The sequence below is a fragment of the Klebsiella sp. BDA134-6 genome, assembly GCF_015601345.1.
Lineage (GTDB): Bacteria > Pseudomonadota > Gammaproteobacteria > Enterobacterales > Enterobacteriaceae > Klebsiella > Klebsiella grimontii.
Window position 1 is genome coordinate 4,926,024 of sequence record NZ_CP064784.1, and the last position, 21,407, is coordinate 4,947,430.

General features: G+C 58.2%; 19 protein-coding genes. 11 read left to right on the forward strand and 8 right to left on the reverse strand.

The window, feature by feature from the left end; genetic code table 11:
• Positions 1-9 precede the first annotated feature (9 nt).
• Genes IYV58_RS22730 through IYV58_RS22740 form a run of 3 tightly spaced genes read left to right on the forward strand, consistent with a single transcriptional unit; the run spans position 10 to position 2,952 of the window.
• Complete coding sequence (locus IYV58_RS22730) at positions 10-510, forward strand: type 1 fimbrial minor subunit FimG (RefSeq protein ID WP_004124772.1); 501 nt, start codon at positions 10-12, stop codon at positions 508-510.
• A 50-nt stretch (positions 511-560) separates the two neighbouring features.
• Positions 561-1,487, forward strand: coding sequence for a fimbrial protein (locus IYV58_RS22735; protein ID WP_170100957.1), 927 nt, complete (start codon positions 561-563; stop codon positions 1,485-1,487).
• A gap of 28 nt (positions 1,488-1,515) precedes the next feature.
• Entirely contained in the window at positions 1,516-2,952 is a 1,437-nt protein-coding gene (locus IYV58_RS22740) for an EAL domain-containing protein (protein WP_004124775.1), read from the forward strand.
• A 69-nt stretch (positions 2,953-3,021) separates the two neighbouring features.
• Here IYV58_RS22740 and IYV58_RS22745 read toward each other — a convergent pair whose 3' ends face one another.
• Positions 3,022-3,294 carry a GNAT family N-acetyltransferase gene (locus IYV58_RS22745; RefSeq protein WP_004124777.1) on the reverse strand — a complete coding sequence of 91 codons (273 nt, stop codon included), beginning with the start codon at positions 3,292-3,294 and terminating at the stop codon, positions 3,022-3,024.
• A gap of 11 nt (positions 3,295-3,305) precedes the next feature.
• Positions 3,306-3,536 carry a 4Fe-4S mono-cluster protein YjdI gene (gene yjdI / locus IYV58_RS22750; protein ID WP_004124779.1) on the reverse strand — a complete coding sequence of 77 codons (231 nt, stop codon included), beginning with the start codon at positions 3,534-3,536 and terminating at the stop codon, positions 3,306-3,308.
• Positions 3,537-3,805: 269 nt separating this feature from the next.
• Here yjdI and IYV58_RS22755 point away from each other — a divergent pair, with 269 nt between their 5' ends.
• From IYV58_RS22755 to IYV58_RS22770, 4 genes are read left to right on the forward strand one after another with little or no spacing between them, the layout of a single operon-like run.
• Positions 3,806-4,078, forward strand: coding sequence for a YtcA family lipoprotein (locus IYV58_RS22755; RefSeq protein ID WP_004124782.1), 273 nt, complete (start codon positions 3,806-3,808; stop codon positions 4,076-4,078).
• A 6-nt stretch (positions 4,079-4,084) separates the two neighbouring features.
• Positions 4,085-5,113, forward strand: coding sequence for a multidrug transporter subunit MdtN (gene mdtN, locus IYV58_RS22760; RefSeq protein ID WP_004124783.1), 1,029 nt, complete (start codon positions 4,085-4,087; stop codon positions 5,111-5,113).
• A gap of 9 nt (positions 5,114-5,122) precedes the next feature.
• Positions 5,123-7,066, forward strand: a complete 1,944-nt coding sequence (locus IYV58_RS22765) for an FUSC family protein (protein WP_195729272.1) — start codon at positions 5,123-5,125, stop codon at positions 7,064-7,066.
• Positions 7,063-8,541 (forward strand): MdtP family multidrug efflux transporter outer membrane subunit, encoded by a 1,479-nt coding sequence (locus IYV58_RS22770; RefSeq protein WP_004124789.1) that lies wholly within the window; start codon positions 7,063-7,065, stop codon positions 8,539-8,541. The genes IYV58_RS22765 and IYV58_RS22770 overlap by 4 nt, the downstream gene beginning before the upstream one ends.
• On the opposite strand, the gene IYV58_RS22775 is transcribed toward IYV58_RS22770, so the two are convergent.
• Complete coding sequence (locus IYV58_RS22775) at positions 8,538-11,249, reverse strand: LuxR C-terminal-related transcriptional regulator (protein WP_195729273.1); 2,712 nt, start codon at positions 11,247-11,249, stop codon at positions 8,538-8,540. The genes IYV58_RS22770 and IYV58_RS22775 overlap by 4 nt on opposite strands.
• A 166-nt stretch (positions 11,250-11,415) precedes the next feature.
• On the opposite strand from IYV58_RS22775, the gene IYV58_RS22780 reads away from it, so the two are divergent.
• Positions 11,416-12,195, forward strand: coding sequence for an acetoin reductase (locus IYV58_RS22780; RefSeq protein ID WP_004124794.1), 780 nt, complete (start codon positions 11,416-11,418; stop codon positions 12,193-12,195).
• A 40-nt stretch (positions 12,196-12,235) separates the two neighbouring features.
• Here the strand turns inward: IYV58_RS22780 and IYV58_RS22785 are convergent, their stop codons facing one another.
• The 5 genes from IYV58_RS22785 to deoC all read right to left on the reverse strand — a co-directional run bounded on the left by IYV58_RS22785 (position 12,236) and on the right by deoC (position 18,463).
• Positions 12,236-13,789, reverse strand: coding sequence for a peptide MFS transporter (locus tag IYV58_RS22785; protein ID WP_004124798.1), 1,554 nt, complete (start codon positions 13,787-13,789; stop codon positions 12,236-12,238).
• Between the two features lie 498 nt (positions 13,790-14,287).
• Positions 14,288-14,710, reverse strand: a complete 423-nt coding sequence (locus IYV58_RS22790) for a hypothetical protein (RefSeq protein ID WP_004124801.1) — start codon at positions 14,708-14,710, stop codon at positions 14,288-14,290.
• Positions 14,711-15,333: 623 nt separating this feature from the next.
• Entirely contained in the window at positions 15,334-16,107 is a 774-nt protein-coding gene (locus IYV58_RS22795) for a DeoR/GlpR family DNA-binding transcription regulator (RefSeq protein WP_004124804.1), read from the reverse strand.
• Between the two features lie 47 nt (positions 16,108-16,154).
• Positions 16,155-17,660: a xylulokinase gene (locus IYV58_RS22800; protein WP_004124808.1), complete on the reverse strand. Its 1,506-nt coding sequence runs from the start codon at positions 17,658-17,660 to the stop codon at positions 16,155-16,157.
• Positions 17,661-17,713: 53 nt separating this feature from the next.
• On the reverse strand, positions 17,714-18,463 hold the full coding sequence (gene deoC / locus IYV58_RS22805; protein ID WP_195729274.1) for a deoxyribose-phosphate aldolase: 750 nt from the start codon (positions 18,461-18,463) through the stop codon (positions 17,714-17,716).
• A 364-nt stretch (positions 18,464-18,827) separates the two neighbouring features.
• Here deoC and IYV58_RS22810 point away from each other — a divergent pair, with 364 nt between their 5' ends.
• From IYV58_RS22810 to IYV58_RS22820, 3 genes are all read left to right on the forward strand, one after another.
• On the forward strand, positions 18,828-19,628 hold the full coding sequence (locus IYV58_RS22810) for a DeoR/GlpR family DNA-binding transcription regulator (RefSeq protein WP_004124815.1): 801 nt from the start codon (positions 18,828-18,830) through the stop codon (positions 19,626-19,628).
• A gap of 110 nt (positions 19,629-19,738) precedes the next feature.
• A complete protein-coding gene (gene alsE / locus IYV58_RS22815) occupies positions 19,739-20,428 on the forward strand; it encodes a D-allulose 6-phosphate 3-epimerase (protein WP_004124818.1) in 690 nt (229 codons plus the stop codon).
• Positions 20,429-20,439: 11 nt separating this feature from the next.
• The gene (locus IYV58_RS22820) at positions 20,440-21,381 is read left to right on the forward strand and encodes a ribokinase (protein ID WP_004124820.1); all 942 of its coding nucleotides are present in this window, start codon (positions 20,440-20,442) and stop codon (positions 21,379-21,381) included.
• Positions 21,382-21,407: the final 26 nt, after the last annotated feature.

The window sequence follows — 21,407 nt, forward strand, 5'->3', positions numbered from 1 at the left end:
GAGGCTGAAATGAAATGGACTCATGCACCCTGGCTGCTGGCGGTAATCATGACCTTCGCCAGCGCCCCCCAAGCCGCCGATGTGACCATTACCGTTAACGGCAAAGTGGTGGCCAAACCCTGCACCATCGCCACCCCAAAGGCCACCGTCGACCTCGGTGATTTATACACCTTTAACATGCTTTCACCCGGCTCGGCATCAGGCTGGCATGACGTCACGCTCGAGCTCAGCAACTGTCCGGTTGGTACCTCACGGGTCACCGCCAGCTTCAGCGGCACGGCGGATGCCACCGGCTATTACAAAAACCAGGGGACGGCGGGCAACCTCCAGCTGGAGCTGCAGGACACCAGCGGCGCCCGGTTTAACAACGGCACAAGCAAAACGGTGGCCGTCAACGATGCCACGCAATCCACCCGCTTTCCATTGCGCGTCAGGGCGCTGACGGTTAATGGCGGGCCAACGCAAGGAACAATCCAGGCGGTGATTAACGTCACCTACACCTGGCTATAAGGCAGGAGAACGTTATGAATCAGCGGATTACCGCTCCCCGTAGATGTCATATGGCGCTGGTCAAGGCGCTGTGGCTGGCGATTGTGTTAGCGGGCTTTTCCACCAGCGTCAGGGCCTATACCTGCTACGACTCCACCGGCACCATATTAAATAGCGATTCCGGCGGGAAAGTATCCAACGTCTACGTGAACCTGCAGCCAAGCCTCGGGGCCGGGCAGAACCTGGTCGTCGACTTATCCAGCTCGATTTTTTGTAAAAATGACGCGCCGGACCGGCGCAACGACATGGTAAGCATGCTACAGGGCTCGGCCTATAGCGGCCTGTTGACCAATTTTACCGGCTCTTTAAAGTACTATGGGGTTAGCTATAGCTTCCCGCTAAACTCCCCGACCGCCAGCCACAACTTTACTTCCGGTAACTACACCAGCTGGAATACCCAGCTCTACCTGACGCCAATATCCACCGCCTCCGGGCTGGCGATCAGCGCCGGCTCGCATATCGCCACGCTGGTCATGTATCAGGTGGGTTCCGATATCAACGGCGGCGGTAACGTTCGTACCTCAAAATTTACCTGGAATATCTATTCCAACAATAGCGTGATTATCCCGACGGGCGGCTGCGATGTTTCCGCTCGCAACGTCACGGTAACGCTGCCTGAGTACCCGGGTTCAACCGCTGTTCCGCTTACGGTACGCTGCGGGCAAAATCAAAAGATAGGTTTTTACCTCTCCGGCACCACGGCGGATAGCGCCAACACCGTTTTCACCAATACCTCTTCCGCCTCACCGGCTCAGGGCATTGGCGTTCAGCTACTGCGCAATGGCACCATCCTGCGTTCAAACAGTACCGTCTCAATGGGAACCGTGGGCACCTCCGCGGTCAACCTGGGACTCACCGCAACCTATGCGCGCACCAGCGGCCAGGTCACCGCGGGCAACGTGCAATCCATTATTGGGGTGACCTTTGTTTACCAGTAACGCGCCTGCGGCGCGTGATAGAACGGGAATGGACTATATTCTTTCGCCCTGCTCGCTGGTCGCCGATGGATTAGTCAAAGTGATGATGGCCAACAGCATGCAGCCCGTTGTGCTGCCGTCGGATGCGACGAGGCTTCCCGGCGACGCGAACATTCGCCGCATCATCGTTTTTCTGCCGGAAACGCCGGCCAGGCTGCTCGCCACCCTACAGCAGGCCGCTGCGTTTCTCGAACGTTCGGCAACGCCGCTGCCGATGCTGATCCTTAGCCGCAGTCCGGCCAGTTGGCTGTGGCACACGCTGCTGCATCAGGTCATCGATCGACATTTACTTTCTGAAGTGCGATCCGCCGCCTCGGACCTGCCCGTCCCCAGCCTGACCGCAGTGCTCCAGGACTACATTCTGCAAAGATATCCTTCGCTTAAGCAGTTGGCCGACGAAGAGATACGCCTCGGCGGAAAGCGCCCCGGCGGGCTCACCAGGCCGGAGCTCAATGCCATTCTCGGTCTACTCAGCGGATACAGCGTCAACGCCCAGGCAAAGCGCCGCGGCATTAGCCACAAAACGCTTTATAACCAGCGCACAGCAGGACTGAAAAAAATGGTGGAACATTATCCTCAGCTGGCAACCCGTTTCCCCGGCAGCCAGACCAAAGGGCAGAAGATCCAGCCGGATGCCGCGCTCTCCGCCTTTGAGCGCGAATTTGTCCACGCGATTCACTGTCGGCAAATTTTCCCGGTCTTCCAGCCCATCACTGACGATCGGATGCGGCTAAAAGGTTTAGAGATCCTCTGTCGCTGGCGGCAAAAAGGTCAGGTTCTGCTTCCCGGCGAGTTTTTACCGCAGATACGTTCCGCGTACGCCTGGCTGGTGTTGACAGCCTTTATGCTTCGCGAGGCCGTGGAGAGTATCAATTTGCATCCAGGTGAGTTTTATTTCTCAGTCAATATTCCCGCCGCTATCGCCAGCAATGACAACCTGATCCGCATGCTGGAGACCGCGCGCCAACAGCTGCGCGAGCCCCATCTGTCCTCGAGGTTGGTACTGGAATTTGCTGAAACCCTGGACCTCAACCTGCAGAGTAAAATTGCCGATAATATTTCCCGGCTACGCAAGCAGGGCTTTGCCATTATGCTCGATGACTGCTTTTCACAAAGCAGCGTCATGTTTCCAGTGAGGTCGGTCAGGTTCAGCGCCTATAAGCTGGATATGAGCATCGTCAACGATATGCAGCGCGATCCTCACGCCATGGCCCTGATCAAAAGCCTGCTTTACTACTGCCAGCTAACCGGTAGCCGCTGTGTTGCCGAAGGCGTGGACAGCCTGGATAAATTCAACCGGCTGAGAGCTCTGGGGATCGACCGTTTTCAGGGTTATCTCATTTCGCCGCCGGTGGAGCGGGAAAACGTCAGTGACCTTATCCACCAGCTTTTATCCGGCCGCAATCTGAGCCTTATCGACGGATGAAAAATCCCCAGAAGACGTCGCCGACCGCGCCAGGCTAAAATAGTTGCGCCAGCGCGCTGGCGCATTTATTCAGGCGCGGATATCGTCGTACTCGCGGGTATTATCAAATTCATGTTTGGCAAACGGGCATAGTGGAATAATTTTGCGCTGCTCGCCGCGCATTTTTTCTACCACTTTCGCCACCAGCTTTTTCCCTACCCCCTGTCCTTTCAGGCTGGGGTCGACGTCGGTATGCTCAATAATGCTGAGGTGCTCGCCCGTAGGCACAAAAACAATTTCCGCCACCTGATTCCCGTCGGCATCATTGACGTAAAACTTATTATGACCTTCCAGTATTTCCATCGTTTCCTCGCTTATTTTTGGCGATACTTCAGTGCGCCGCTCGGGCAGGTATCAATAACCTTAACCACCGTGTCCACGTCCACTTCATCGGGGACGATCCACGGTTTGCGTTTCAGGTTGAAAAGCTTCGCGCTGCCGCGCACGCAGTTGCCCGAGTGCTGACAGATATCGGTGTTAAAATAGACATCGATTTTCTCGCCGGTATAGGCGCGATAACCCGCGTCCAGTAGTTCTTTATCCATGACATTGCCTCAGTTCTGACTATTTTTTATAACTTTGTCTCTAAGCATAGTCCTGCCAACAACCGCTGACTATCGGTAACGGGTGAAATTTTATTTCGGTAGCCGCACGCCATTAATGCAGAATGAATGATTTTCTATGCACTCTTTAGCCAAAGAAAATGTTCTGATTGCCGATAAAGTACGGACGCTTCTGTTATATCCATCTTTAATTTCCCTGGCAGTGAGATTAAACTCATTCCATCCTAACCCGAGCACTCAGGTATTTAGTCTTGAATCGCATTGTAAAGCTGGCGCGCCCTTCGCTCTTATTCTCGCTATTTACGCTCACCGGCTGCTCATTATCCCCGGCGATTCCGGTATTAGGCGCTGCCTTTCCAGGCTGGTTCTTCTGCTTATTAGGCGCCTCGCTATTACTTATTCCCTGCCATATCCTGATTGTGCGTAAAGGATGGCAGTCGCGATTTTCTCCGCTGGTCTTCAGCTATCTGGCGCTGATGTTCCTGTTCGCCACGATTCTGTGGTTCCTGTTCTTCGTAAACTAGATACCTATGACTCAATCCCGCTCAAGCGTTATCCGCAAAAAATGGCCCCTGCTGGCGCTCGTTCTCGCCGCTATTGTGGCGCTAATTGTGGTTATCTGGCAGCTGCAAACCTCGCCGGAAACCAACGATGCCTACGTCTATGCCGACACCATCGACGTGGTGCCGGAAGTGAGCGGGCGGATCGTCGAGATGCCTATTCGCGACAATCAACGGGTAAAAAAAGGCGACCTGCTGTTCCGCATCGACCCGCGCCCCTACCAGGCGATGCTCGACGATGCCAAAGCCCGCCTGACCACGCTTGATGCGCAGATTATGCTGACCCAGCGCACGATCAAAGCGCAGGAGTACAACGCGCAGTCGGTCAGCGCCGCCGTTGAACGCGCTAAAGCGCTGGTTAAGCAGACCACCTCTTCACGCATACGCCTTGAGCCACTGGTACCGCAAGGGTTTGCCTCACAAGAAGATCTGGATCAGGCGCGAACGGCCGAAAAAGCGGCGCGCGCCGAACTGGAGGCCACCCTGCTGCAGGCGAAACAGGCTTCCGCCGCCGTGACCGGCGTCGATGCCATGGTGGCGCAGCGCGCGGGGATCCTCGCGCAGATTGCGCTGGCGGAGCTGCACCTTGAATTCACCGAAGTGCGTGCGCCGTTTAACGGTGTAGTGGTGGCGCTGAAAACGACGATCGGCCAGTACGCCTCGGCCCTTAAGCCGGTCTTTACCCTGCTGGATGACGACCACTGGTACGTGGTGGCGAACTTCCGTGAAACCGACTTGCAGAACGTGCGGCCCGGCGTTCCGGCAAGAATCACCGTCATGACCAACCACAGCCGTACCTTTGAGGGCGTGGTCGACTCGGTCGGCACCGGCGTTCTGCCCGACGGCGGCAGCGTCATCGAGGGCCTGCCGGTCATCCAGAAGAGTATCAACTGGGTCCACGTCTCCCAGCGCTTCCCGGTCAAAATCGCCGTCAAAGACCCCGACCCGGCCCTGTTCCGTATGGGCGCCTCCGCCAGCGCCGTTCTGCAGCCGCAATAAGGAGACGGCATGCAGAGCTTATGGCCGTTTCTCACCCGTGAACTCCACGATGCGCCGGGGCGGGCGAACTACACCCTGCGCCTGACGCTCAGCTGCGCGGTGCTGATCGTGCTGTTTATGACGTTGCATATTCCCTTCCTCGCCGTCGCCCTGATCGTGGTGTTTTACGTCAGCCAGCCTAACGTGCTGATGATTAAGCTGGTCAGCGTGGTTTTCGTGCTCACCGTCAGCGTCGCGCTCGGCGGCGTGCTGCTGATTATCAAGTGGACCTATGACTATCCGCTGATCCGCCTGGTCGCCTCGGTGATCCTGTTCTTCTGCGCCATTTATCTGATGCGGGTGCTCGGCAAGCTGGGGCTGGCATTTTTCGTGGTGGCGCTGGCGGTCATCTACGCCCAGACCTTCCCGTCGATGACCAGCCAGAGCGAAATTCTGGTGCGCCTGCTGCTGTGGCTATGGGTAGCAATTAATACCGCCATTCTGGTGACGCTGCTGGTCAACGCCTGTTTCCAGCAGGCCTTTCCCGGCTATCAGTTTAAAGCCCGGCTGGTGGTGATGCTGCGCCAGACGGCGAAGGTGCTTAGCCAACCGGATGCTGGAGAGTCGCAGCCTACCTTTACCGAGATCGCCGGGCAGTTTAACCAGCTGCAGTCCCTGTATCAGCAGGCTGCACGCGCCACGCCGGAGATCGCCGCCGACCCGCAGGCCTGGCAGGCGCTGATGGCCGCCGCACTGCGCTGCTATCATTTGACGGCGCTGCTCCAGCCGGGCGACGACCATTCCGATGCGCGTCAGCGGATAGCCCACGAACTTAACGCGCTGGCGGATAATTTGCCCAGCCCCACGGCGGTGGATATTGAGCCGTTGATGGTCCCGCGCGACGGCGCCAACGGCGCCATTTTGCAGGAGATCGCCGAGGTGCTGGCGCGGCTGGCGCGCGGCGAAGACATCGCGTTACCGCAGGGTGAAGTGGAAAAAGCGCCGCTGCTACTGCCGGACGCGTGGTCCAATCCCGCCTATCTACACTTTGCCCTGAAAACGCTGCTGGCGACGCTGCTGTGCTACGTTTTCTATACCGCCGCCGACTGGCAGGGCATCCACACCATCATGCTGAGCTGCGTGATCGTCGCCCAGCCGGGCCTGGGCGCCACCATGCAGAAAACGTGGCTGCGCATCGGCGGCGCGCTGCTGGCTACGCTGATTGCGCTTCTGCTGATGGTCTTTGTGCAACCCTGGACCGACTCGCTAAGCGGCCTGTTGGCGATGACCCTGCCGGTTTTCGCGCTGGCGGCGTGGATTGCGGCAGGCTCGGAGCGCATCGCCTACGCCGGCATTCAGATAGGCTTTACCTTCGCGCTGGCGTTCCTCAGCTGGTTTGGCCCGCTCAGTAACCTTACCGAACTGCGCGACCGGGTTATCGGTATCCTGCTCGGCGTGCTGGTCTCCTCCATTGTTCATCTCTATTTATGGCCCGATAGCGAAGCGCCGCGGCTTAAGGCGCGTCTGGCGCAGCTGTATCGTCAGCTGGCGCAGACCCTCGCCGCCCGCGACGATGAGGTTCAACTGGTACCGCTCTTTGCCGCGCTGACCGAAAGCGAAACCTTAATTAACCGGGTGTCCGCCGAGCCGTTGGGAACCTACGCGCACCCGTGGCCGGAAGCGAAAAACTGGCCGACGCGGGCGACTTTTCGTCAGGCAGAAGAGATCCTGCGCCTCAGTGAAGGCTATCGCCTGAATGCGGCGTCGGGGGATACCTTTTTATCCCGCTGCGCCCCGCGGCTTGAGGACTACGCCGTCAGTATCGACGCGCAGCAAACCACCGCAGAACGCTCTCAGGCGCTTCTCCCGGACCCGGCGAATCCGTTTGGCGCGCCGCTGGTCCACGCGTTGGCCGCCCTGCCGGCGTGGCCCTTTGCATCCTCCGTTATTCCGCGACAGGCAACCCGCTCATGATAAACATCACTCCTCCTCCGCGCGTCTGGCGTACCCCGGCGCTTGCCTTCGCCCTGACGCTGTTAACCGGGTGCGCGTTAATTCAGGACGATCCCGGCCAGGTGCCGCTGGTCAAGCCGCAGCAGGCCGAGCTGGCGCAGGTGATCCATCTGGCGAATAGCGGCTGGCCGACGGCGCGCTGGTGGGAAGGCTATCAGGATCCGCAGCTCAATATGCTGGTCAACCGCGCGTTGCAGAATTCACCCACTATGCAGGCTGCGCGGCTGCGTATTTCGCAATCGCAGTCCACCGTGGAGCTGGCGCAGTCGGCAATGGGCGTGCAGGCCACCGCCGTGGCGGCGCAAAACCGCCTGCGGGTGACCAATAAACAGTTCACCTGGCCCTACTCCTTCTCCCTGCCGGTGGATAAAAACGGCCCCTGGTACACGTTGAATACGGTCGGCGTAGGGGCAACGCTGAATATCGATTTATGGGGCGCCGACCGCGCCCGCGTCGCCGCCGCGATTGGCGAAAAGAACGCCCGCCAGGCGGAGACCGCCGGTATCGAGCTGGATCTCGCCAGCAGCGTCGCCCAGCTCTATTTCGCGATGCAGGCAACCTTCCAGAAAATCGAATTACTTAACCAACTGGAGGCCATCGCCAGTCTCTCGGTGCGGGCCCATGAGCATCGTACCGCGCGCGGCGTCGAGGATAGCGTCGATGTCGCCAATGCCCAGGCGGAGCTGCTGGCGGCGCAGCAGCAGGTGATTACGGCGCAGGGAACGATAACGCAGTATCGGGAAACCCTGCGGGCACTGATCGGCGCTGATGCGCATAGCATGCCGGAGATCCATCCGGTGGCGCTGCCGGCGCTGCAGGAAACGCTCCCGGACTCGCTCTCGTTTGAGCTGCTGGCCCGCCGCCCGGACCTGCAGGCGCTGCGCGGCTACGTTAGCGCCTCGATGAGCCAGGTGGACGCGGCAAAAGCGGCCTTTTACCCGCACTTTGATATCAAGGCCTTCTGGGGCTACAACGCCCTGAGCGTCGGCGACCTGTTTAAGTCCTCCTTCCAGCAGATCAATATACTGCCGGGGCTCTATTTACCGCTGTTTGACGGCGGGCGCTTAAACGCCACCCTGAAATCGACGCGTACGGCGAGCAATATCCTGATTAAGCAGTACAACCAGGCGGTGCTGGACGCGGTGCGCGACGTGGCGATTAGCTCCAGCCAGTTGAACGATTTGAACCAGCAGGCCGCCCTGCAGCAGCAGAAAGTGACGGCGGCGATGGTGACCACCCGCAGCGCCAGCGCGCACCATCAGCGCGGGCTGGTCAGCTACTATGCGGCGCAGGAGGCGCGTCGCCCGGCCATCGCGCAGCAGCTTTTGCTGCTGGATATCCAGGCCCAGCGGCTCAGCACTGATATCACGTTGATTAAAGCATTGGGCGGCGATTACCGCGGCCCGGCGCTGAGCGAGAACGCCCCATCGCGCTAGCTTAACAGGCGCCATTCGCGCGCCTGGTTTACCGCCTGGATGCGTCCCTTCACCTGCAGCTTTTCATACAGCTGCTTAAGGTGCCATTTGACGGTTTCCGCCGAAATACCCAGCTCGCGCGCGACGCCCTTATTGGAATAGCCGTCGGCAATTAAACGCAGGGTCTGCTGCTCCCGTTCGGTCAGCCGCAGGGCGGGCGGCTGCGGGCGGGCGCTATCAATCGCGATGTCGGCGGCGGCGAAACGCGACAGCACAGCGGCGATATCGGCGGTCAGCGCATCATCCGCCGCGCCGCGCTTGTGTATCTCCGCCAGCAGCGCAGCCATCTCTTCCCTCCCCTCCAGCAGGCTGCGCCATAACCCCTGATGCAGCGCGCGCGCAAGCGCCGGTCGGCAGATAGTCATCGCCTGCTCCCGCTCGCCGGCACGCCAGAGGGCGAGCGCCTGCCTGAGCCGCAAACGCACGGCGAACAGCCACTCGCCGCTAGTTTCCCGTACGCCGGCCAGCGTATCCAACAGCCGCGCGGCGGCCAACGGTTCGCCGGCGGCGATAAGGAGGCGGCTCTGGCTGAGCGCGATATATCCGCCGGCAGCCTCCGTCTGGCTAAGGGTCTGCAGACGAAGCAGCAGCGCCTCAGCGGCCAGTTTGTCGCCCGCGTGAAGCGCGACGGCGATCCGCTCCGCCAGCAGCGGCGCCTGCGCCCGCAGCCAGCCGCGCTGGGCCGCCAGCCCTTCGGCATGCAGTAATAGCGATTCGGCCTCCGCGAGCCGCCCCGTTTCTCGGGCCTGGCGGGCCAGGACGATGTAGGTGCGGCTAAGGCCGTCCGGCGGACAAAAGCTGTCGATAGTCTCCAGACGCGGAACCAGCAGGCTTTGCGCTTGCTCTCTCTTCCCCTGCTCCCAGGCGATCTCCGCCAGGATGGGCGCCAGGGTTGCGCCGCTGCTGGCGTTCTCACCGGCGTGCCGCTCCGCGTAGCGCAGCGCCCGTGCCGCCTGGCGTTCCGCTTCGGCAAGATTTCCCTGACGCAGATAGCTCTGCGCCATGACGAACGCCCGGTAAACCGTCACGAACAGGTTGCGGTTAGCGAGGTTAACGCCGGATACCCGCTGCTGAACCTCCAGCGCCTGCTGCGGCCGGGAGTCCGCCAGATGGCAGTAGCTGAGGATGTTGCATACCAGGCCATCGACCCAAATATCGCCGCAGGGCACCTCGCGCAGCAGCGGTTCGACAATGGCGATACTGCGGTCGATATTGTCGGCAAAGGCTTCGCAGATCGCGCGCACTACCCGCAGCTTAACCCACGCGCTGTGGGCCAGCGCCTCGCCATGCGCCGCCGATTGCATCTCAATGGCATCCAACAGCTGGCGGGCTTCGCTGAATCGGAAACGGTGGGCTAGCGCCCAGGCCAGGTTTAGCTGCAGCGCAATGCGCGACGGGTCAGGATGCGCAGGCAGATAACGGATCCACTGCACCAGGGTATCGATATCCCCCTCTTCCGCCAGCGACTGCGCGCCGGCTTCCGCATCCTTCGCCGCCGACGTCCCGGCGGCCAGAGCATGGCGTATCGCCTCGGCCCACAGCTGCTGTGAGGCGAACCAGCCGCTGGCGCGGTCGTGCAGCTGGCGAATATCAATCTCACCGCTGTGCCGCAGGCGGTGCAGCAGCGCGTCGCGCATCAGCGGGTGATAGCGAAACCAAAGGCCGCTTTCATCCAGCGCGGAAAGAAACAGGTTATGCCGCTCTATCCACGCCAGCATCGCGCTGGCGTTATTGCGGCCGCAGACGACGTCGCACAGCGCCGGATGCAGGCGATTAAGCATCGAGGTCTGCAGAAGGAAGTCGAGCACCTCTGGCGGCAGCGGCGCGAAAATCACCTCATCCAGATAGCGGGAGATTGACCGCGAGCCGGCGCTGTGCCCCATCGCCGTGGAGGCGTCCGCAGAGAGCGCGGCCATTTTCATTCCCGCGATCCACCCTTCCGTGAGCGCGATTAGCCGCGGGATCGCCTGCGGATCCAGCCCCGATGCGCCGGAGAACCAGGCGCGGGCTTCGCTGGGGGTAAAGCGCAGCTCGGGGTCGTACACCTCCAGCAGCTGATCCTGCATATGCAGACGGCTGAGGGCTAAAGACGGCTGACTGCGGCTACCGATAATCAGGTGCAGCGCCGGCGGCGCATGGTTCAGCAGCCAGCTCATTCCCTGATGAATCGCCGGATCGCTGATGCATTGATAGTCGTCGAGGATCAGATACAGCGGGTGCGGGCACTGATTAAGCTGATTAACGAGTTCAGCAAAGAACAGGGGGAGATCGGCCGGAAGCTCGCCTTGCAGCAGCTGCAGAAACGACGGGCTCCACCCCTGCCACAAGGGCCGCAGCGCCTCCTGCAGATAGCGTATAAACAGTAGCGGCGCGTTGTCATCCTCTTCAAGGCTCAGCCAGGCCAGCGCATCCCCTTGTCGAAGGCGGTGCCGGTACCACTGCGCCAGCAGGGTGGTTTTGCCAAATCCGGCGGGCGCGCGCACCAGGGTTAAACGGCGGGAGACGGCGGCGTCGAGGCGCTGTAGCAGGCGCTCCCGCGACAGCAGACTTTCCGGCGTACGGGGCGGCGTAAAGCGCGTGGAGATAAGCGGCAGCGTCCCCGTGAAGCGTAAAGGTTCCTGATGAACAAGCGCTGCCAGCGCATCATCCGCCGAGGATAAAAAGGCCATACCACGATTACTCCTTAATCCAGTCCGTACGCTCATTATCCCCCCCATCAGGGGGGTAGGCCACGCTTATCGCGCCCGATAGAGTAGTGCCATTCGCCGCAGCGGCTACGACGACATCGGCCGCGGGCCTCCCTAGTTTATTAATCAGTACAAGGTGAGTACAGACATGGCTATCGAAAATAAAGTTGCGCTGGTAACCGGCGCCGGTCAGGGCATTGGCCGCGGTATTGCGTTGCGTCTGGCCAAAGACGGCGCGTCGGTGATGCTGGTCGACGTGAACCCTGAAGGGATTGCCGCCGTCGCCGCCGAAGTGGAAGCGCTGGGACGCAAAGCAGCCACCTTCGTCGCTAACATCGCCGATCGCGCGCAGGTGTACGCCGCCATTGATGAAGCGGAAAAACAGCTGGGCGGCTTTGATATTATCGTGAACAACGCCGGGATCGCCCAGGTTCAGGCGCTGGCCGATGTGACGCCTGAAGAAGTGGACCGCATCATGCGCATCAACGTTCAGGGTACCCTGTGGGGTATTCAGGCGGCGGCGAAAAAATTCATCGATCGTCAGCAGAAAGGGAAAATCATCAACGCCTGCTCTATCGCCGGTCATGATGGTTTCGCGCTGCTGGGCGTTTATTCCGCCACCAAATTTGCCGTACGCGCCCTGACGCAGGCGGCGGCGAAGGAGTATGCCAGCCGCGGCATTACGGTTAATGCCTACTGTCCGGGGATTGTGGGAACCGGGATGTGGACCGAAATCGATAAGCGCTTTGCGGAAATTACCGGTGCGCCGGTGGGCGAAACTTATAAAAAATACGTTGAAGGCATCGCCCTTGGCCGCGCCGAAACGCCGGACGATGTGGCAAGCCTGGTCTCTTATCTGGCAGGCCCGGATTCCGATTATGTTACCGGTCAGTCGATTCTGATCGATGGCGGTATTGTTTACCGTTAAGGGATAAACCCGGCGCAGAACGCGCCGGGTTTTTGCGGGGTTACGCGTTAGCCGCGGGCTCCTGCGGCTTGTCGCTACGGGTGTTTTCCAGCATCCGGCGAACCGGAACAATCAGCAGGCACAGCACCGCGGCGCAGATCAGCAGCGCAATAGAGCAGCGTGCGAACAGGTCGGGCAGCATATCCAGCTGATCGGCCTTCACGTGACCGCCAATCAGACCCGCCGCCAGGTTCCCCAGGGCGCTGGCGCAGAACCACAGCCCCATCATCTGGCCGCGCATTCTTTCCGGCGCCAGCAGCGTCATGGTCGCGAGGCCAATCGGGCTGAGGCACAGCTCGCCCAGCGTCAGCATCAGAATACTGCCCACCAGCCACATCGGCGAGACGCCCGCGCCGTTGTTGCTCAGGACGTTTTGCGCCGCCAGCATCATCAGGCCAAAGCCCGCCGCCGCGCATAAAATACCGATAACAAACTTGGTGATGCTGCTCGGACGCACGTTTTTACGCGCCAGCGCAGGCCACGCCCAGCTAAATACCGGCGCCAGCAGAATAATAAACAGGGCGTTAATCGACTGGAACCACACCGCCGGGATCTCGAAGGAGCCGAGCATACGGTTGGTATAGTCGTTAGCGAACAGGTTAAACGAGGTCGGTTTCTGCTCAAACGCCGACCAGAAAAAGGCGGCAGAGATCAGCAGGATAAAGCATACCAGCAGGCGGGCGCGCTCTTTGCGGCTCAATCCGGCGAAGACGAACAGGTAGATAAAATAGAGTACCACCGACGCCGCAATCACGTAGACCAGTACGCTGGCGACCGCCACCGGGTTAATCACGATAACGCCCTGGGCAATCAAGGCGATGATAACCGCCACGCCCACCGTTAGCGCCAGCAACCATGCGCCGACGCCATTTCGTTTCACTACCGGGCTGTTCCAGGTGGAATCGAGGCCGACTTCACTGTCGTAGCGTTTCATCGCCGGGACGGCAAAAACGCGGAAGATAATCAGCGCGACCAGCATCCCGATGCCGCCGATGCCGAAGCCCCAGTGCCAGCCGTGGGATTTAATCAGCCAGCCGGAGATCAGCGGGGCGATAAACGACCCCATGTTGATGCCCATATAAAACAGCGAGAAGCCGCCATCGCGGCGCGCATCGCCTTTTTTGTAGAGGGTACCGACCATCACCGAAATACAGGTTTTAAACAGGCCGGAACCGAGCACGATAAACATCAGGCCAATAAAGAACAGGCTATCGCCCATCACCGCCGACAGGGCGATGGAGAGATGGCCCAGAGCGATCAGTATCGAACCGTACCAGACCGCCTTTTGTTGCCCGAGCCAGTTATCAGCCAGCCAGCCGCCCGGCAGCGCGGCAAGATACATGGTCCCGGCAAAGATCCCGACAATGGCCGACGCGTTCTCGCGCGCCAGCCCCATCCCACCGTCATAGACGGTGGCCGCCATAAACAGGATCAGTAACGGACGAATACCGTAAAACGAGAACCGTTCCCACATTTCGGTGAAAAACAGTGAACCGAGGGGGTAAGGATGACCAAAAAAGGTCCGAGTTTCATTTTTATTAACAGAGGAATGCATAACTTCTCCCAAAGATGTCCGCAGCGCTTTAACGCAGCGGAAAGCGTGTTGGCCTTTTATACATAAGACCAATCATTCACATTTAATGTGACGTAATTTAACCATTTGATAACCTAATAATGGTCCTGTCTAGTCCCTTCCCCCAACTTTTTAGATGAAAAGTCGACAAACGTCTACTTTTACAGATTTAAAGTTGGTGAGAGGGGAAATGTGATTGACAGAGGCATTCATGACAAAAATGATACTTTTCTATTTAATTACAATAAGTTAATAAATTACCATAGCAACCTCATCCCACCAGGAAACCCGGGCGGTAAAAGGGGGAAAAGCAGGAAAAAACAGCATTAATGGTGGGCTTTATTGAGTAACGCCGTTTAATGGCATTCTCATCGACTCAAACAAGACGGGACTCGCGGCAGGGAATATTCCAACCGGCAGCCGGAGGAACGCTCGTAGCGAGCATCCCGACTAGATGGCCCGCTGACGGAGAGGAAATATCTACAGATAGCGGATCAAAAAGACGATAAGCCCCTCAATCATTTGTGGCTTCATGACTCTAAAAAGATACTTAAACTTTTTATGGGATATTTTTACAATGCGCCATTTCGCTTTTGATGTCACCAGCCTCAGGGTGAGCCTGACTTTCAGCGATAGACTTTCTTCAGATACAACGATCCGCACTTTATTTCTTGCATAGTCATATTTGAAACTAATATCAAAAAAGAAGCCATCGTTTGCCACGGTTATTTTTTTGGTATCACCAAAAGATCCCTTGGTAACTTTATTATCAGGGTTAGCTTTTAGATGTGACAATATTGAGACATACAAGCACACGAATTTTATTTTAAACTCATGCCGCTGTCGTTTTATTTTCTCCTTTTCTTCCCTTAATCTTTCCAGGCTATTTGTCATCGAACTCATTTATTCTTCCTGCCATATGATGTCTATCCTACATAATCACCAGCGAAGTTTTTAAAATAGGATAGCATCACGATAATTCTCCATGCGGATAATCAGACAACGCCTCAGAATATTATTTCTGTAGCGTTCGGTAATAACCGCTCATTATGGCTTGCATAATGACAATATATAAAATATGGTTTTTACTGTCATAACGCGATTCTGACATAAAGATTGAAATAAAATCCACTTTTTATTTCATTAGACATGTTTTTCAGAAGTTTCACGTAACATTTTAAATGTCTACTTGCTAAGGATTATATTAGCTATGCGCATAATGTATTGAAAACTTTTAAAAAGCGGGAAAACCAGTGACCCGTTTGTTCGTTGACGGATAGGCCGATGCTCCCGATGGCATACAGGTACGTTTGAGGCGCTATACCCTCCGGGGGTATCTTTCCTGTACGCCACTATCAACGACGATTTCATCCAGCGTGGTTTCATTTCGCTATATTCTGGAGAAGCCATCACTTTCTCAGCGCCGGGTTTATCTTAGCCAACAGCGGGTATCCTTTACGCAGCGCATTACCGAGCCCTTTACCGTGGCACTCCGGGTCCGGTGGCGCCGCTGCCGGAACAGAACGCTAGGGGTGCGCCTCTTCATCCAGGGAGATCACCTGAATGCCGGCGTTGCGATACGCCTGAACGTCATCGGGCAGACGATCGACCACCACGGTATCAATCCGATCCGCGGCGGTAAATTGGGCAAGGGAGGTGTTATTCAGCTTGCTGTAGTCGCAGACGATAATCACCTGGCTGGCGTGTTCAACCATGCCGCGTTTCGTTTCTGCCAGCATGATATCGGCCACGCAGGCGCCGTGTTTCAGCGATAGCGAATTGGCGCCCATAAACGCTTTATCGACGTTCAGCGTATCGAGAATGGAGCGCCCGTTGATAGCCACCACGCAGTGGTACCCCTTCTTCACGATCCCACCCAGCAGAATGGTTTGAATAGAGGGGCTGGCTTCCAGCTCGCGGGCGATTTGGTAATCGTTGGTCACCACCGTGACGTTTTGTCTGTCGCGAATATTGCGCGCGATATGCAGGGTCGTGGTACCGGTATCCAGCACGATAATGTCGCCATCCTCAACCAGCGCCGCCGCGCGCTGGCCGATGCGCTCTTTCGCGCTGAGGTTGACGATTTCGCGCGCGTCAGAGGCCTGTTCAAAGCTTGCCCGCGTGCGAAGAACGGCGCCGCCGTGGGTACGGGTCAGCAGCCCCTCCTCTTCCAGCTGTCGGAGATCGGCACGAATGGTGGCGCCAGATACATTAAAGACGTCACACATCTCAGAAACAGCCACTTTGCGTTTTTCCCTGAGAATACTGAGCAACTTCTCCTGTCTTTCTTCTGCAAACATTCTGCCTCTCTCTATATTTACGGCGCTCTCCGCGCGATAGCATACCTTCAGTCTGGTCCCGCACTCAGCGCATCCAGCCTGTCGTATAAGGCGGCGGATTGCCGGTAGAGCGTATCAAAAAGCTCGCTGCAGGCCTGGTAATATTCCCGCAGACGGGGATCCGGCGAAATCAGCTTGTCGAACTGCACCGTCTGCCGCACGCCGCTGGCAAAATCGGCGTAAAGCCCTGCGCCAACCCCGGCGATAATACCGCATCCGGTGACGCCATTCTCCTGATTGCGCGTGGATAATATCGGAAGATTGTACGCCGCCGCTTTGATTTCAAGCCACAGCGGGCTGCGCGCGCCGCCGCCGGAAGCGATCATTTGCTGCGGATATTGCCCGCACGCTTGCAGCTGGCGAAGGTTGCGCCAGGACGCAAAGGCCACCCCTTCCAGAACCGCGCGAAATAAATGGCCGCGGCGATGCTTGCGCTGCAGGCCGAAAAACTGCGCCCGCGAGTTCGTGTGCTCGGCCAGGCGCTCTCCCGTCAGATAGGGAAGAAAGAGCAGCCCTTCCGCACCGGCAGGCACCGCGGCTGCTTCCTGCAAAAGCTGCGGGTGCGTTATCTGGTTATCGGCCAGCGCCAGCCGCGCCCAGCGGACGGCATCGCCTCCGGCATCCAGAATCGTAAATCCACCCCAGGCCGCGTTAGCCAGATGAAGATTATTGACCAGCGGATGACGTAACGGCCGCTGCGATACCACCGTTATTAGCGTCGACGTGCCGGTGGAGTCGGACGCCATCCCCGGCTCATACACGCCAGAACCGAGCAGAGAGGCCGCCATATCGGACGTGCCTGCCACCACCGGGATACCGACAGGTAGCCCCGTCGTATCGGATGCGCGCGGCGTCACCTGGCCGATGATGTCGCTGGAAAGTTTAAGCTCAGGTAGCTGATCGACCCGCAGGCCAAACGTTTCGCAGGCTTGCGAAGACCAGTTGCGGGTTTCGCTGTCCATCAGGAAATAGCAGGACGCCTCGCTATAGTCGGTCGCCAGGGCGCCGGTGAGCATGAAATTAATATAGTCCTTCGGCATTAACACTTTGGCGAGCTTTGGCCAACGCTCCGGATGATGTTCACGCCACCAGGCTAATTTAAAAGCCGGCCAGGCCGCCGCGGGCGGATTATTTAAATGCGCCAGCCACTTTTCCCGCCCTTCGCGCGCGGTAAAGGCATCCACCTGCGGCTGGCTGCGCTTGTCATTCCACAGCAGCGCCCGGTCCTCCACCAGCTCGCCGCAGTCGTCCAGCAGGACGGTGCCGTGCATCTGTCCGCAGGCGCCAATGACCGCAATCTGCGTAACCATTTCAGGATAGCGGTAGAGCACCTCGCGTATGCATTCACAGGCGGCCCGCCACCATAGAGAAGGAGCCTGTTCTGACCAGCCCGCACGCGGCGTGGTCTGCTCATACTCCCTCTGCGCAAAGCCGACCATCGTGCCATCAACGCACAAAATAGCGGCGCGGGTACTACCAGTGCCAACATCAATCGTGAGTATTTTATCTTTCATCACTGACTCCGGTGACGTTTTATGGCGGGCCATCAGGCCCGCGGTCTCTCAGTTTAATCGGCGTTCAGCTCGGGAAAGCGCTCCGGGTGCTGCTCCAGTTCAGTCAGCACTTTGCTGACCGCACCGTGGCTCATGCCAAAGCGGCGGACGCCAAGCTGGTAAAGCGCGCGCACCGTTTCCAGATCGCGAATGCCTCCTGCGCCTTTGATATCGATTCGGCCTTTAAGCTGGTCGGCAATGATGCTGACTTTCTCCACCGTCGCGCCGGTCGGCGCCCAGCCGGTGGAGGTTTTGACCCACTTCATCCCCACCTCTACGGCGATATCGCACACGCGGCGAATCTGCTCCTCATTGAGATAGTGCGTTTCGAGGATCACCTTCGCCGGTACCGGCGCGGCGGCGTCCACCACGCGGCGTAAATCCTCGCGCACATAGTCATAATCGCCGGATAACACTTTGCCGATGTTCACCACCATATCGACTTCGCGGGCGCCATCGGCAATCAGCTGCCGCACTTCCTGAACCTTGGTATCAGTAGCATGCCCGCCGCCGGGAAAGCCGACCGGCCCGCCAATCATCACCTCTCCCGTTCCCTGCTGCGGCAGCAACGTACTGAGAAAACGCGTCCAGCAGGGCAGCACATGGACGGAAATAATGTTGTATCGGGTAGCCAGCTCGGCGCAGGCGCGAACGTCCGCTTCGGTACTGGTGGCCTGGACTGCGCTCAGGTCGACTAAACGCGCAAAACGACGGGTTGTTTCATTCATGGTTTCATCCTGCTCTTTGTTTTTATTTGCTTTCATTTAATGCTGTTAATCGGCTTAAATCCATTTAAAAACGCATTAAATGAAAATAACGTGATCAAATTAGCATTTTTTTATTTTCATTTGTTTTTAATTAGCAGACGGAAAATGAGCGAAGCTCTTGCTGAACGGGCGTAAATGGGCATAAACGGGCACAACCGCAATATTGCATTTATTTTTGTTTGTTTTTGTTTGTGACCGGATAACGAGCGAGGTAGCGGAAACGGGTGCCGGGAGGGAGGTTGAAATGCGTTTCCTGTCACACTCTCCGGCGACGAAAAGATCGCCTTCAGAGGATATTCCCGCGCTCTCAACGCCCCGCGCAAGGGAAAGGTAATCTGATTATGTACTTCAGGAGAGAGCTATGTTGCCGCTGGAACGTCACCGTTTGATTGTCGAACTGCTGGGCCAACACGGCGTAATGCGGGTCAATGAGATCGCGCAAGCGACCCAGGTTTCCAGGGAAACGATTCGCCGCGATCTGAGCGCGCTGGAACGGAAAGGGATCTTAAATCGGAGCCATGGAGGAGCGTTGGCGGCGGAGAACCCGCTGCCGGCAATCCGGGCGGCGTCGCCCGCTCTGCCGGTCGAAGATAGCCAGGGAAGCTTTCAGCAGAGAACGCTACTGCACAGCGAAGGAAAAATGCGCGTTGCCCGCAAAGCGCTGCAGTTTCTGCAGCCGGGACAGACCATCGTCCTGGACGGCAGCAGCACCAGCTGGTTTTTGGCCCGGCAGATGCCGGAGATGGCGCTAACGGTGATTACGCCCTCCATCCGCATCTTGCAAACGCTGATGAGCAGACGCTCGTTGCATCTCGTGGGACTGGGGGGCGATTTTTCCCCGACCGAGGAGTCGTTCTTCGGTGAAACCGCCTCACGAACGCTGCGGGAGTACGCCGTCGATACGCTCTTTTTCTCCTGCCAGGGACTGGAGCGCGATAGCGGCTTATATGCGGGTACGGAAGCCCACGCCGCCCTGTTGAAACAGATGATGCTGGCCGCCCGTCAGACGGTGGCATTAGTCGACGGCAGCAAGCTGGGGCGAACAGGCGTCGCGCGGATCGGCGGGTTAGGCGAACTGGACTGTTTAATTACCGAAAAGTTTACCGATCCGCTGCTGGAAAAAGAGATGACCTGGCACAACGTCGGCTTACAAATCGCCTGAGTGCGCCGTCATGACGTGACGGCCAATACGCGCATTGTCGAAACGCTGCTTCACGCGGCAGGGCCAGACTTTGCCTGAAATCAGCCACTACCGGAATAAAAAGAGGCCTTATGCGTTATTACCTTTCTCCCTCGCTCATGTGCATGGACATGATGCAAGTGACCGAACAGCTGCGCTTTTTAAATAGCAAAGCCGACAGGCTGCACGTCGACGTGATGGACGGGCACTACGTTAAAAATCTGGCGCTATCAGCCAGCTTTGTCGCGCAGATTCGTCCTTACACGTCGCTGCCGATCGACGTCCATTTGATGGTTGAGGAACCTGCGGCATTTATCCCGGCGCTGATAGAAGCCGGAGCAGACGCCATTTCACTGCATCCGGAAACCATTTGCCGGGAAGCCTTTCGCATCATCAATTCCATCCGCCAGGCGGGTAAAGCGGTGGGCATGGTGCTCAATCCCGCCACGCCGGTTGAGAGCATGCAGCACTATCTGCATCTGCTCGATAAGGTCACGGTGATGACCGTCGATCCGGGCTATGCCGGTCAGCCGTTTATTCCCGAAATGACCGCCAAAATCGTGCAGCTTCATCAGCTAAAAGAGACCCGCGACCTCCACTTCTTGCTGGAAGTCGACGGCTCATGCAACCGCACCACCTACCGTGAGCTGCTGGGCGCCGGGGCGCAGGTATTAGTGATGGGCAGCAGCGGCTTATTCCGCCCGGATATGCCGCTCGAGCAGGCCTGGGAAAAAATGTCCCGGGAACTGTCCGCCGCGCTGCACTCCCCCGAGTGCGTATAAAGGAGCGAATGATGTCAGGAAAAGTCTGCGTTTTTGGTTCATTCAATTTCGACATGGTGGCCAGAGTGGAACGCTTTCCCGTCCCGGGCGAGTCGTTAGTGGCCTGCGGGAGCATGACCAGCGCCGGCGGAAAAGGGGCGAACCAGGCCACCGCCGCGCTAAAAGCGGGAGCGAATGTCCACTATATCGGCAAGATTGGTAATGATACGTTCGGCCATTTTGCCCGCCGCCATCTAAAAGGCGTGGGGTTTAACGCCGTAACGCTGCTGGTCGCCGAAGATGTCCCCACCGGCAATGCGCTGATTTATGTGGCCGGCAACGATGCCGAAAACATGATCGCCGTCGACCCCGGCGCGAATATGACGGTTAGCGATGATGAAATCGCCAGCTGCGTCCCCGCTATCGGCTGCGCGGATGTGGTTCTGGTTCAGCTGGAAAACAATCTTTCCGCCATTGAACAGGTCGTTGACGCCGCGAAAGCAGCCGGGGCCTTCGTGGTGCTCAATCCCGCCCCCTGGCAGCCCGTTGAGCGCGCCTTTCTAAGCAAAGTGGATCTGCTCACGCCGAACGCGACGGAGGCCGGGCTAATGACCGGGCGCCGGGTTGACAGTCTGGCGGCCGCGGCCGAGGCCGCCGATATGCTCCATGCTCAGGGCGCGCGCAATGTCATTATCACCCTTGGCGCAAAGGGCGCCCTGTTGAGCGAGCAGGGCGTGAAATCCCCTATCCCGTGCTTTCCTTCTCATCCCCGCGATACCACCGGCGCGGGCGATGCCTTTAACGGCGCGCTGGCGGCGCGTCTGGCCTGCGGCGAGCCGCTGCATACCGCGGCCCGATTCGCGGCGGCCTATGCCGCCGTCAGCGTCGAAAAGCAGGGCGCATCATCTTTACCGGATTACCAGGAGGCACGAGAACGGCTTTTGCGTGCCGCCTCTGATTATCAAATGGCATAAACCCTACTGTATAAAAACCATTAAGA

Bases quoted from the DNA above. Each gene is read 5' to 3' on its own strand.
- IYV58_RS22730 (WP_004124772.1), top strand. From the start codon at position 10: ATGAAATGGACTCATGCACCCTGGCTGCTGGCGGTAATCATGACCTTC.
- IYV58_RS22735 (WP_170100957.1), top strand. From the start codon at position 561: ATGGCGCTGGTCAAGGCGCTGTGGCTGGCGATTGTGTTAGCGGGCTTT.
- IYV58_RS22740 (WP_004124775.1), top strand. From the start codon at position 1,516: ATGGACTATATTCTTTCGCCCTGCTCGCTGGTCGCCGATGGATTAGTC.
- IYV58_RS22745 (WP_004124777.1), bottom strand. From the start codon at position 3,294: ATGGAAATACTGGAAGGTCATAATAAGTTTTACGTCAATGATGCCGAC.
- yjdI (WP_004124779.1), bottom strand. From the start codon at position 3,536: ATGGATAAAGAACTACTGGACGCGGGTTATCGCGCCTATACCGGCGAG.
- mdtN (WP_004124783.1), top strand. From the start codon at position 4,085: ATGACTCAATCCCGCTCAAGCGTTATCCGCAAAAAATGGCCCCTGCTG.
- IYV58_RS22765 (WP_195729272.1), top strand. From the start codon at position 5,123: ATGCAGAGCTTATGGCCGTTTCTCACCCGTGAACTCCACGATGCGCCG.
- IYV58_RS22770 (WP_004124789.1), top strand. From the start codon at position 7,063: ATGATAAACATCACTCCTCCTCCGCGCGTCTGGCGTACCCCGGCGCTT.
- IYV58_RS22775 (WP_195729273.1), bottom strand. From the start codon at position 11,249: ATGGCCTTTTTATCCTCGGCGGATGATGCGCTGGCAGCGCTTGTTCAT.
- IYV58_RS22780 (WP_004124794.1), top strand. From the start codon at position 11,416: ATGGCTATCGAAAATAAAGTTGCGCTGGTAACCGGCGCCGGTCAGGGC.
- IYV58_RS22785 (WP_004124798.1), bottom strand. From the start codon at position 13,789: ATGCATTCCTCTGTTAATAAAAATGAAACTCGGACCTTTTTTGGTCAT.
- IYV58_RS22790 (WP_004124801.1), bottom strand. From the start codon at position 14,710: ATGAGTTCGATGACAAATAGCCTGGAAAGATTAAGGGAAGAAAAGGAG.
- IYV58_RS22795 (WP_004124804.1), bottom strand. From the start codon at position 16,107: ATGTTTGCAGAAGAAAGACAGGAGAAGTTGCTCAGTATTCTCAGGGAA.
- IYV58_RS22800 (WP_004124808.1), bottom strand. From the start codon at position 17,660: ATGAAAGATAAAATACTCACGATTGATGTTGGCACTGGTAGTACCCGC.
- deoC (WP_195729274.1), bottom strand. From the start codon at position 18,463: ATGAAAGCAAATAAAAACAAAGAGCAGGATGAAACCATGAATGAAACA.
- IYV58_RS22810 (WP_004124815.1), top strand. From the start codon at position 18,828: ATGTTGCCGCTGGAACGTCACCGTTTGATTGTCGAACTGCTGGGCCAA.
- alsE (WP_004124818.1), top strand. From the start codon at position 19,739: ATGCGTTATTACCTTTCTCCCTCGCTCATGTGCATGGACATGATGCAA.
- IYV58_RS22820 (WP_004124820.1), top strand. From the start codon at position 20,440: ATGTCAGGAAAAGTCTGCGTTTTTGGTTCATTCAATTTCGACATGGTG.